Origin of the sequence: Parapedobacter sp. SGR-10, assembly GCF_011030405.1 — a bacterium.
Classification (GTDB): Bacteria; Bacteroidota; Bacteroidia; order Sphingobacteriales; family Sphingobacteriaceae; genus Sphingobacterium.
The window spans coordinates 164,044-176,631 of record NZ_JAAJTJ010000003.1 but is presented as its reverse complement, the minus strand read 5'-3'; the positions used below and the strand labels follow the sequence as shown (position 1 = coordinate 176,631).

Sequence of the window (12,588 nt, the reverse complement as noted above, 5' to 3'; positions counted from 1 at the left end):
CCCGATGATCAACAAAAAAAGGTCTAGCCATCGGTAACGGGGCAAAGGAAGAATACTAGACAATAGTAACGTTAAAAAAAAGAAAACAGAACAATAAAGTGCTGTCTGACCTCTCCTTTCTTTAAGGAAGTGGGTGGATAGTGCTTCTAAAAAACACCAATTATGAGATCAGGATTGTGGCATATCTTATTTTTTATGGTCTGTACAGGTTCTATCCGGGCAAATGTGTTGCCATCTGGCTATACGCATCTCGCAACCAAGGAATCCGTAAGCAGACAGCAGAATGTAGTGAGCGGTACGATAAAAGATCGGCAGGGAACACCCCTTATCGGTGTAAGTGTAACCATAAGGGGAACATCTATACAAACCAAGTCCACTACAGAAGGAAAATTTTCCATAAGCGCTCCGAGCAGCGAATCCATTCTGGTATTCTCCTATATGGGCTTCTCCACATTGGAGCAAAGAGTGGGAAACAACAAAAACTTCGACATGGTCATGCAGGAAACTGCTACCGATCTGGATGAGGTTGTCGTGGTCGGTTACGGGCAGCAGAAACGGAGTGAGCTGACCGGAGCAATATCATCGATCAGAGCAGAAGATATGGACGAATATGCAGGCGGTTCTCTCAATACCAGTATGCAGGGTAAAATTTCCGGACTGAATATCACGACCAATTCGGGCGAACCGGGAGCAGGCGCAGCGATCACTTTGAGAGGGGTATCCTCTATCAATGGGAGTAGCTCTCCTCTCATTATTATAGATGGTGTACCGATGAACAACGATGAGTTTGCATCATTGGAAGACGGTGCGGCATTCAGTCCGTTGAACGATATCAACCCTGCCGATATTGAATCGATAGAGCTACTGAAAGATGCAGCATCGGCATCCATTTATGGAGCAAGGGCGTCCAATGGGGTCTTGCTGATCACCACCAAATCGGGTGAAGGCAAGCCGGCAGAAATCAATGCTTCGGTCAACAGTTCCGTCGTGTCTCTCGCCAGAAAACTCGGTGTACTGAACGGGCCGCAATTCAGATCGGCTTATCAAGACGCAATATTCAATGCGACAGGCAGTCCGACGACCAAAGTATCGGTCATAGACTCTCTGCATCCATGGTATAGAGAATCCTACAATTATCAGGATATCATGTATCGCAATGCATTGCAGCACAAAGCAGATATAAGTGCGCGGGGAAGCTCCAAGGACAGGGCTGTAGGCTACTATGTGAGTGCCGGATACAGGGATCAAGAGCCTATCATCATCCATACCAAATACAGACAATACACAGGAGCGGCTAAGGTGAATTATAAAATTTCCTCCAAGCTGGCCGGGGTTACCAATTTCAACCTGTCCAACTACGAGTACAACAGGTTGAATACAGGCAACAACGACAGAAGCGTGATCCGGAGATACCTGATATCGTTCCCGATATATAGCCCATGGGATCCCTATACGGGCGAGGTGATCCCTTTGATAGACAATGGCAAGATCAATCCGGTGGCACAGGCGATGTACACGAAAAATGAAGTCGAAAGGTGGCGGTTTTTAGGAAAGCAGGAGTTCAGCTACGAGCTGTTCAAGAATCTGGAATTCCGTACCAATGTATCGATGGACTACAGTGCCACGACCACCAATTATTTTCAGCCGCCCATATTGAACAGTTCGGGCTCCGGTAAGTCTGTCTACTCGATATACAACCCATTGGTAAGAAAGACATTTATCAATGAGAACTTCTTTACGTGGAAAAAAAAGATTCAGAAATATCATAATATAAACTTCCTATTGGGACAGTCTAACCAGTATAACCTCAGCAATGAGATCAATATCAGAGGTATAAACTCCCTGGACAACGAAATGTCGGGTATCGGCGGTACAGCGCAGGTCACTAACAAGACCCAAAGGGAAGAAGAATATGTATTACGGTCTTTTTTCACCCGCTTAAACTATAATTACAAGTCTAAATACCTCTTGAGCATGTTGATGAGAGCCGATGGATCATCTCGCTTTGGCCCCAACAACAGGTGGGGTTACTTCCCTTCTATATCCACAGGATGGCTCTTCTCAGAAGAAGATTTTGTAAAGAAAATGGGCGTACTCTACTCCGGCAAACTACGGGTGAGTTACGGTATCACCGGAAACCAGGAAATAGGAAACTACGCGACGCGCTCACTGTATGAGTTCAACGCCTCGACGTATGATGAAAATATTTCCATTATATCCAGAACCGTGGCCAATCCAAACCTCAAATGGGAAACCACCAAACAATTCAACACCGGTGTTGATCTGGCATTCCTGCGCGGGCGGTTGAATGTCACAGCAGATTACTATATAAAAAATTCGTATGATCTATTATTCAACGTGCAGATCCCTTCACAGGCAGGCTATGCCCGGATGCCTTATAATTTCGGCAGTATCAGCAACAAAGGTTTTGACATGCAGGTAGAAGGTATACTGATCAACAAAAAAACCTTCAAATGGACAACCAATTTCACCCTGGGGCTAAACAGAAACAAAGTAACTTCTCTGCCGGATAATGAAGATTATTTTGCGACGACCTATTCTCTGGCCCGCGTCGGGCAGCCGGTAGGTATTTTCTACGGATTTAAGGCATTGGGCGTCTATGCCAGGGACGAAGACAACGTCTACACCATGAACGGAGACGGTACAGTCGTCCCTTATAGAAAAGGATCGGCTACCGGAGAGATTTATAAAGGGGGTGATGTGATTTTTGAGGATTTGAATAGGGACGGGATCATCAACGATGAAGATTTGCAGGTCATAGGAGATCCTACGCCCGATTTCTTCGGTGGATTCCAGAATAAATTCACCTACAAACAGTTTACCCTTACCGCATTTATCAATTATACGATTGGTGGCAATTTATTGAACCAACTGAAACGAGGTATCGATGGCAACCAGTTTGACGTCAACTTTACCACGGACCAATTGCGCCGATGGAGAAATCAGGGAGATGTGACGGATGTGCCTATTCTGGTCAAAGCAGATCCTATGGAAAACTATGCAGTCTCTACACGATTTGTAGAAGACGGATCGTTCATCCGGTTACAAAATCTGGCCTTGAACTACCAGTTTTCCAAAAATCAACTGAGCAAGGTAAAACTAAAAGGATTGAATATAGGAATAAGTGCACAAAACCTGCTTACATTCGCCAGCTATACAGGTTACGATCCCGAAATCAGCTCCGGTTCCAATCCGTTCGGTTTTGGGGTGGACAATGGTGCATTTCCACGCTCAAGGTTTTACAGTTTATCATTAAACATTAAATTATAAATTTATGAAAGTCCTAAAAATAAAATTCAACAGCATCCTTAGCGCTTTCGTATTGATCAGCCTATTGTTGGGTTCCTGTAAGAAACTGGACACCTACCCCATTACGGCCTATTCGGAAAATAACTTCTGGAAGCATCCCAACCATGCCTCAGCAGCATTGAACGGGGCGTATTCCTTGTTGCAGCTAGCACTGAATACGGAGTTTGTGTACTACGGAGAAGGCAGGGCCGACCTATTAAAACTACATGTCGAGAATAACATGCAATCCCTGAGTGTGATCAACAATACCTTGAACGTCAACATGTCCTTTGCCAATTGGGGCAATTTCTATAGGGTAGTACAGCAGTGCAACCTCATACTGAAATATGTACCCCTCATGCTGGAGCAGAATATCTATCAAAGTACATCGGCAGCCAGTCTCAAGGAATACAACCGGATAATGGGGCAAGCACACGCTTTGCGGGCATTGTGCTACTTCTATATGATACGCATATGGGGCGAAGTACCGTTGATAACCGAAGCTACAGAAGTGATCGAGGATATCAATGCACTCAAAACTCCCAGAACACCCATGGACGATATCTATACGCAGATAATCACCGATCTGGAGACAGCACGGGAGTTCTTGGCCGATCATGCCTCATATGATGCCAAACTCACGCGCTCGCATATCACCAGAGGCGGAGTAGATGCCCTATTCACGGATCTTTATCTATGGAAGGGTGATGTAGACCATGCGTTGACCTATGCTGGCAATCTGGTCAATGATAGTGGCGAGCCAACAAGTTCTGTGTACGGTTATACGGCATTGACAGGTACGACAGCAGCCGAAAGGTACACTTCTGAATACGCCCAGATGTTCTATAATGGCTATTCCAAAGAATCCATTTTTGAGATAGCCTTTAATATGGACGAAAATTCTACGTCCTCCCTGTGGGGTATATACGGCGGAAGCGGACAGGCACAGTTTGAAGCCAGTGAGATTGCACTGTCAAAATTAAGCGCCGCCGATCCCCGAAGGGACGTCGCTTTCAATACCGGATCCACCAAACGCTATGTACAAAAATTCTTTGAAAAAGATGGATCGTTTGATCGGACGACGATGAATGACAAAAACGTGATCATCTACAGGCTTGCCGATATATGCCTGCTAAAAGCGGAAGCATTGATCAAAAGAGGGCAAGGCAACGATTGGCAGACCGCACTGACCCTATTGAACAAAATAAAACAAAGAGCGGGCGTAGGGCAGATCGGTACAGAAGATTTTATGATCAAGACAGAAGAAGAAGCCATAGAAGAAGTGTTGGAGGAGAGAGCCAGAGAGCTTTCCTTTGAAGGAAAAAGATGGTTTGATCTGGTACGCAACAACAAAGCGATAGAAGTCATGCAACCCCTGAACGGATTATCGGATCCAAGGAATATCCTTTGGCCGATCAATCTTGGGATCATAAGGCAAAATCCAGCCATAGAACAGAACGAATATTATAAATAATTGATTAGAGTTATGAAAAAATTAGGCATTACATCTTTAAAACTTTTATCAATTTCTCTGTTATTACTTTTCATAGGGTGTGAGAAATTCAAGTTATTAAAGGACGAAGATATGGACTTGGTTCCTGCAGGTGAGAACACCAAAAATGCAACGTTTGCCGCATTTATCAAGTCTAATGACTATCAACAGTCAGACCGCTATAGCCAGTTGAAACTATATGCACAGGCTGTAAGACTAGCAGGGCTAGAAGAGTTCCTAGACAATCCGAACGACAATTTTACAATTGTGATTTTTAATGACGACGCCATGAACAGCCTGATTACCGGTTATGGCTATACTTCCCTGGAAGAAGTACCCCGTCCTGTTCTGCGGCATTTTATTCTGAATAATATAATCCAACACAAATATCAGGTGGCGGATTTTGAAGTTGGCAAAGATGAGGGATTTGAGTCCCTTACAGGAGACAGCTTGTTTTTCAGACGCGAAAGCTCGACGACCAATCCGTATGTTCTCCGGGTAAATGCCGTGAGCAGATATGCCTCTGCTTCTGTGACCGTAAGATCGCGGGATCTGCCTTTTAAAAATGCGATTGGCCATGTGGTTCCGATGCCGACCTATACCGTTCGGTCCAGCAGCCAAAAAGATCCCAAACCGGACGACCTAGAGCTCAGTAAAGACAGCGTATTTGTCGAAAAAGATGTCTTGTTACAGTTTGCCAGTTCGCAGGCAGGCTATCAAGTGATCAACCCTACAGGAGATAATTTTCAAACGAAGATGGCATCCACTATCAATAACACGGGAACGAGAAGATTGTACATGCAGTATAAAATCCGAGAACCGGAGTTTGAAGAAAGATTGGGAAGTGCTACGCTAATGCTCTATCATACCAGAACTTCCAATGCTAGTGGTGTAAGCGAAAGCCTCATCAATGTGTATGCCGATGCGTATACAGATTGGGAGGAAAGCACGACCAGTTACAGCGATTTGCCGGCAATGGGAGAACTCGAATCCAGTTTTTCGATACCGAGCACAGGCAACAGCAACAAATGGTTTGCCTCCGATGTGAGCCGTGCGGTATTGCAGGCGTTTGAAAACAATCAGGATTTTGTCAACATCGGTGTATGGAGCCAGTCTTCCCCCAACGTTTATTTCGGACACCTGGGACATGCCAATGCTGCTAACAATAAAAGTTACATCCTTTTCGAAAGTACCCCCGAAACTATTATCACAAACGTCACCGTCAACGCGGTAAATATAAGTTCAGCTGATTTTTTCAAGGTAATAGACAAAACCAACCTGCAAGGTACCGGGGCCAGTGATAAGAATATTTCCTATTTCCTTTCAGAAGACACTCAAAAGGGAGTTGTGTTGGTCAATGGGAGACCGCTTCGAAAGAGAGGCTCATTTACGCAAGAACAGTTACGACAGGGTGTAGTGAAATACTTGCGAAATCTGGATGTACAGCATACTACGGACGAGATTATTCTGGAAGTACAGGACTTTCAGGGAGGCTTCTACCCGGAAATAATCACATTACCGGTACAGATCAATTGATGTTTTTATACCTCCGTGTTGCTCCTTAGGCTATTACGCTACGGAGAGAATGTAACATAAATATACAATCTATAAAAAATGGAAGTGTCTCCTATGTTTGTTTCAAGCAAATGTAGGAGACTCCCTCTTCCATTGCTGCTGCCCGACAATACGGTTTACCTTGTCGAACTATCTTTTCTTGTCCTATGGCAATTTTTTATTCCGGATAAGTTGATAAATTTAGCTATTGAATTTTTTGTGTTTTTTAAAACAAAGTGACGGAGGTGATGATAGTGATGTAGTTATGAGGGCGGAAAGCATACCTTCATAACCTACTTCACCTTGATAACTTACATAACTTTAAAATAAAGTGACGGAGGCTCATGGCCTCTATAACCAATGTAACCTTTGTCACCACCATAACTTCGTAACTTTAAATTAGTACCCCATGGAACGACTGCAATATAAAATCGACATCAATGCTCCTGCCGCCAAAGTAACAGAACTCATGTTAGGCAAAGACACCTACAAACTCTGGACAGCGGAGTTTGAACCTACTTCCGATTTTGAAGGAAGTTGGGGCAAGGGAGATAAAATCTACTTTACCGGAATCGACGAAGAGGGCAAAAAGGGCGGCATGGTTTCTGAAATTGCCGAGCATATCCCCCATCGATTTGTCTCCATTCGCCATTACGGTATACTGGACGACGGCAAAGAAATCACGGAAGGAGAACAGGTCGAAAAATGGGCAGGTGGATTTGAAAACTATACGTATGAGGAAAAGGATGGCGTCACCACGGTTACCGTAGATTTAGACACCACACCCGATTTCATTGCTTATTTTGACAAGACCTATCCCAAAGCATTGAATCGTCTGAAGGAAATTTGCGAAAAGTAAAACTGTAAAAAAGTCACATCCTAATGGGGGTGGGCATCTTTGTTTTGGATTATTTTTGACAACAGACAATATTTTCCATTATAAAATAGCAAAGGTAATTATATACTTACCTACCAAACGGTATAAAACCCTATTAATTAAACCGTCATTTCGACGAGGTACGAGGAGAAATCTATGGTTAAGTAGAACGATTGGCCTTTCTATAGATTTCTCTCTTCGTTCGAAATGACGATAAAACTTAGTTACACCAATATATATCACCATAGCAAAAACTTATTGGTCAAAATACGCAGCTTGTCTCATCAATAAAGCCCTGTATTTATTAAATACCGCAGATTTAGAAACAAATCCTTTATAGATACCATCCCTATCGACAACAGGAAGTATCCATACATCTTCCCGATTCATTTTCTGCATGACATCTTCCATGTTGGCCTCTATAGTCACCATATCGGTAGGTTTTTCCATCAATTCACGCATGCTCTTGGCCTGACCTTCAGGTTTCTCACCGAGCAATACTTCAAATAAACGTTCGCTATAAATAATCCCCAATAATTTTCCTCCATCGTCCACTACAGGAAAAATATTTCTCTTGGTATGGATGATATCGTGCCGACGATCCACAGGAGTTTCCTCAGGCTTCAAGATCGTAAAATTGTTCTCCAATACGTACTTAAGTCTCATCATACTCAGCACGGTACGGTCTTTGTCTTCATGGCTTAGGAGATCTCCTTTTTCGGCCAAAACCTTCGTATAGATCGAATGCTTCATGACCACACGGTTGATCAGGTAAGCTATAGCTGTGACCAGCATCAAGGGAACCATCAGTGCGTATCCTCCCGTGATCTCTGCAATCAGAAATATAGCTGTCAGAGGAGCATGCATGATACCGCTCAATGCTGCCGCCATACCAGCGACCGTAAAATTGGCGATATTCAGCTCTACAAGACCTGTCAAGTTCACACCATACGCAAATGCAAACCCCAACAAGCCGCCCATGACCAGACTAGGTCCGAAGACGCCACCGTTGCCACCGCTATTCAATGTGATCAGCGAAGCAAAAGATTTGGCAAAAACAGTGACAATGACAAAGAGCAAAAGGAATGGCCCCGAATGGCTATACGCCGAAAAAATACTGTTTGAAATAATAGCCTGGTGTTTGCCATCCAAAATCTGCTGGATGGTCAGGTACCCTTCACCATACAATGCCGGAAACACGAAAATCAAAATCCCCAGACCGATACCACCAATCCATACTTTGCGATATGGATTGGTAATCTTGGCGTATATAGACCTTACCCATACCGTAAGACGCGCAAAATAAATAGAAAAACCTCCTATCAAGATAGCCAGGATCACATAAAACAATAGAGCCTGAAACACCCAGTCATCCGTGACCAAATGGAATAACGGCTCACTGTACAGCGAACGAGAGATAGCCGCCGCTGTAGCAGTCGATATCAGCAATGGGATAAAAGCAGGGATAGAAAACTCCGGCAGCAGGATTTCAATCGCAAAGATCATTCCCGCCACGGGGCTGTTGAATGCCCCGGCTATGCCTGCGGCCGCTCCACACGCCAACAATAAGGTAACCTCCCGATAACTTAAGCCAAAAAAACGTCCTGCATTGGAACCTATGGCTGCCCCACTATAAGCAATAGGCGCCTCCAACCCTGCCGAACCTCCAAAACCCACGGTAATAGCACTGGTAATGATCTGCGAATAGACATTGTGCGGCTCTATCTTACTGGAGTTTCTCGATATGGAATACATGATCGGCGTCATGCCGTGTTCAAATTTTCCTTTCCGGACAAACCGACGTACATAGATCACACTCAGCAAGATACCGATCAAAGGAAAAAGCAGATAGATGTAGTACTTATATTGCGACTGTACCTCATCCTGTAGAAAAGCGGCAATAGAATGTGTAAGACCTTTCAGGGCCGCAGCCGCCAGTCCACCGATCACACCTACCAGAACAGCAACGAGTACCAAAAAATTCCGATTGGATATCCGTTGCATTCTCCATTTGTTCAGTCGGTCGATATAACGATAATATTTACCTTGCATTGATTGCTCTTTTAACAAAAAAGCTAAAAACGAATAGTATTAATGTCACAAAGGTAAGCTATGCCTATATATTTTTCCCTATAAAAGCTAATCTATTTGCCTACTTTTTTCAGCTCCTCGATCAGTCAACACGATTCAAAAGTTTTCTAGCCACTGTAAAGCCAACTGTAGTTGTTAGAAATCCACCGCTTTTCCAGATATGAGTTTTGCCACCCACAGCATAAATATCTTTTTGGTAAGTCTATCTGCACGGTCTAATAGGAAAAGAACACAATAACCCTAAGGAATTGTGTTCTTTTCTTCCGTTCTTGCTGCCCGACAACACCGTTTGCCAGTATTTGGTTTTTTTAACGGATAAATCTCGACATGTCTACCACCGGAATACCAAGATACTCTGATGCCTGGTAGATGGTGACATGCTGACCTTTATCCAATCCAAACATATCCCGGATCTTATTGAGGAGACGTTGGCAGGTGCGGACACTCTGCCCCGTTATCCTTTGCAGATCCGAAGGATAAACAGCCAATCTTTTTAGAGATATTTCCATATCCTTAAAAAATCTACCCTAAGATAATTTATTATTTATAAAAAAGCAATTTTTGGTTATACATTACCAAAAACAACAGTTGCTTGCCTGCACTTTATGCGGTGTCTGCAACAGCTTTGTTAAATGCTATCCCTCTCTGGAGAGGGGTGCGCAGGGCGAAGGGATGGACAGGGAGAGGGAAGATTTTCAAAATAATGAAAATAAAACTCTTAATTCACATCCTCCCCCTACCCCCTCACAGAGGGGGACAACGTTCTACAAATGCAATTCGAAAACAAAGTTGTAGAACAAACAACAAGAGGACATACACAATGACGAAAAACTTTTTTTGTTATGTATTAAGTCAAAAATAAACACTCAAATATAAATACATGATACAAGAAGAACACGGCATAGAGATAGAACGCATGCTACATCACACGCTAATAAATCGATTAAGGAAAGTCAATACAGCTTTGTGTTGGCTTTTTTGTATTTTAGCTGTTGAGAAATATTTACAAATGTTTAAAACACAACTGCGAAAATTTGGGCTTGCCAGCCATACCATCAAAAAAATTATATACGGATACACTGACAATACGGGAACTAAAGAACATAACCAAAAATTATCAGAAAACAGGGCAAATGAAATTATAAAAATGGGTATAGGTAAAGACCGTTTAACATCCAAAGGATCTGGACAAGACAATCCGATAGCAGGCAACGATACGGAAGACGGAAAATCTCAAAACCGAAGAGTGGAACTTGTAAAAAACTGAAAAATAGGATAAATATAGAAAACAGAAGATATACGATGATACAAACAATCTTTACCAGACTTAACAAACTATCGGTTTTGTCATTTTCGTTAGGGGTAATTACAGGAAGCATTCTACTGTCTGCATGTAAGAATGACGATAAAGAACCAACGGAAATATCCGGTTCGGGCGTTCGGTTGAAACATCTTGTTACAGCTAATCAAGTTGCAAGCTCGCTTGGAGGATATATGCAGGGCTACGAGATACAGGGAACAGGTGGTTTCACAAATACAGGGTATTATCCCGAAGTACCACATATCTATTATTATACTGTCTATTTTCAAAAACACCTGCATTACGAACAATATGCCTCTCGTTCGATCAGTGCACAGACTGGTATGGGAAAAGACACCAAAGATGAAATATTGGAAATGTTCGATGATATAGAAGAAGTTGCAGACGGAAGATTGGGAAAAGCTCCCTATGAAAACGTATTTGCCCTACGTTACAAGGATAATGAAAAACGCGATTGGCGGTATGAACTACACATTAGGCTTGCCCATATCAATAATCAAGACAATCAGGTAATAACACTATCCGGAACTTTTGGCCCTAGTTCCCATCCAGATACGGAAGCAATCGCTCCGGAACCGATGAGCAGTAGTGAAGCCGTATCGGCTATGTTGACTTTGGTTGAGCAAATTTCTGAATAAAAAACGCTTTTTCGATAGACCAACCAAGTTTGATTGAAGGTGATGTAAAGACCAAATCAGTTATAAAGTAGGCAAATACAGGATTGTCAAGTATTATCTCAACTCTGACTATCAAAAGACAAAAGAAAATTTTAATGTCTATGCGGAGTTTGAAGTTCAGTAAAAATCCATTCACCTTCCCATCCACGATTTTTTCATAGAAAACGACAAAAACGCCAATTGCGACAAAAGCGTCAAAAACGACAGACCTATTTGCAGCATCACCTACCTTTATCCTGTCATCGGAAATGGTACCGTCCGGGACAAAGGACAATCATTTTATAAACGCTTAATTTTTACGATTATGGCAATTAAATTCAACATCCAGGAGATTGGCAATCCGGGGGATCCCAACGCTCCGAAAAAGTTTTACGCACGTCCTGTACATGCAGGCGAAATCAGTCTGGAAGAACTGGCGGAAGACATATCGCACGCTTCATCGATCACCGAAGCCGATGTATATGCCGTATTGCAGAGTCTGGTACGGGAGATCCCGCGCAACGTATCCAAAGGCTACATCGTACGCCTGGGCAATATGGGTTCGTTCCGTCTGAGCACCAAAAGTCAGGGCAGCCAGCTAGAGGAAGAAGTAACGGGCGCCAACATCACGAGCAGCCGATTGTTGTTCCATGCCGGAAAGCAGATCCGGACAGCGATGCAAAACTTAACTTTCAAGAAAAACAGCGTTTAACAGAAAACAGGCTGTTGTCTAATAGCGGATGCCTTATAGGGCATCCGCTATTTTTTTGCCCAAAAAACACGAAAAATAGCCGTGGTCAATTAAAATTTGGCTTCGGCAACTTTCCAAAAAGACTTCGGTGACTTCGGAAAGTCACCGAAGTCTTTTTAAAAACAGCTTTGGCTACTTTGAAAAACGTCCATTTTGGTGAATTCACCCTTTTTGTATTTTCATTTTAGTTAAACACCCCACTCTTTTATCCTCCGATCAGTCCTCTTTGTATACCCGTCTCTCGTGATCCCATGGGCTTTGCCGGGTGATGTGGTAGCCTTTGCAATAGGCACAGCCGTACGTATAACGTGCCGTTGGCTTCCTGCCCCATCGTTTGCGTGTCCGCTCGCCATCCTTCCTACTCAACCATCTCCGATATCGCCAATGTAGCCAGTGGATGAAAAACGTAGCTTCGACTTTAGATCCAAAGCGCACCTTGCCCGTAGCGCGGCATTTGGTACGTTCGACCAGCTCATTGATATCGATCTGCCACATGATGGCATCTACGTCCTTATCTGCTTTTTTCATCTCCTTCTA

At 43.3% G+C, this 12,588-nt stretch carries 10 protein-coding genes; 7 read left to right on the top strand and 3 right to left on the bottom strand.

The annotated features are described in order from the left end of the window. Positions 1-162 precede the first annotated feature (162 nt). The 4 genes from G5B00_RS04835 to G5B00_RS04820 all read left to right on the top strand — a co-directional run bounded on the left by G5B00_RS04835 (position 163) and on the right by G5B00_RS04820 (position 7,214). On the top strand, positions 163-3,291 hold the full coding sequence (locus G5B00_RS04835) for a SusC/RagA family TonB-linked outer membrane protein (RefSeq protein WP_163872120.1): 3,129 nt from the start codon (positions 163-165) through the stop codon (positions 3,289-3,291). A gap of 4 nt (positions 3,292-3,295) precedes the next feature. Further along, complete coding sequence (locus tag G5B00_RS04830; RefSeq protein ID WP_163872119.1) at positions 3,296-4,783, top strand: RagB/SusD family nutrient uptake outer membrane protein; 1,488 nt, start codon at positions 3,296-3,298, stop codon at positions 4,781-4,783. 111 nt (positions 4,784-4,894) lie between these two features. Continuing rightward, positions 4,895-6,337, top strand: a complete 1,443-nt coding sequence (locus tag G5B00_RS04825; protein ID WP_163872118.1) for a hypothetical protein — start codon at positions 4,895-4,897, stop codon at positions 6,335-6,337. A gap of 427 nt (positions 6,338-6,764) precedes the next feature. Then, a complete protein-coding gene (locus G5B00_RS04820) occupies positions 6,765-7,214 on the top strand; it encodes an SRPBCC domain-containing protein (RefSeq protein WP_163872117.1) in 450 nt (149 codons plus the stop codon). A 273-nt stretch (positions 7,215-7,487) separates the two neighbouring features. On the opposite strand, the gene G5B00_RS04815 is transcribed toward G5B00_RS04820, so the two are convergent. Both G5B00_RS04815 and G5B00_RS04810 read right to left on the bottom strand, forming a co-directional pair. Next, the gene (locus tag G5B00_RS04815) at positions 7,488-9,284 is read right to left on the bottom strand and encodes a chloride channel protein (protein WP_163872116.1); all 1,797 of its coding nucleotides are present in this window, start codon (positions 9,282-9,284) and stop codon (positions 7,488-7,490) included. A gap of 347 nt (positions 9,285-9,631) precedes the next feature. Next, positions 9,632-9,832, bottom strand: coding sequence for a hypothetical protein (locus tag G5B00_RS04810; protein ID WP_205966305.1), 201 nt, complete (start codon positions 9,830-9,832; stop codon positions 9,632-9,634). A 371-nt stretch (positions 9,833-10,203) separates the two neighbouring features. Between G5B00_RS04810 and G5B00_RS04805 the strand changes: the two genes are divergently transcribed. The 3 genes from G5B00_RS04805 (at position 10,204) to G5B00_RS04795 (ending at position 12,012) form a co-directional block, all read left to right on the top strand. Then, on the top strand, positions 10,204-10,590 hold the full coding sequence (locus G5B00_RS04805) for an OmpA family protein (RefSeq protein ID WP_163872115.1): 387 nt from the start codon (positions 10,204-10,206) through the stop codon (positions 10,588-10,590). Between the two features lie 35 nt (positions 10,591-10,625). Beyond that, positions 10,626-11,282, top strand: a complete 657-nt coding sequence (locus G5B00_RS04800; protein ID WP_163872114.1) for a hypothetical protein — start codon at positions 10,626-10,628, stop codon at positions 11,280-11,282. 343 nt (positions 11,283-11,625) lie between these two features. Then, positions 11,626-12,012, top strand: coding sequence for an HU family DNA-binding protein (locus tag G5B00_RS04795; protein WP_163872113.1), 387 nt, complete (start codon positions 11,626-11,628; stop codon positions 12,010-12,012). A 255-nt stretch (positions 12,013-12,267) separates the two neighbouring features. Here G5B00_RS04795 and G5B00_RS04790 read toward each other — a convergent pair whose 3' ends face one another. After that, the gene (locus G5B00_RS04790) at positions 12,268-12,579 is read right to left on the bottom strand and encodes a hypothetical protein (protein WP_163872112.1); all 312 of its coding nucleotides are present in this window, start codon (positions 12,577-12,579) and stop codon (positions 12,268-12,270) included. Positions 12,580-12,588 lie beyond the last annotated feature (9 nt).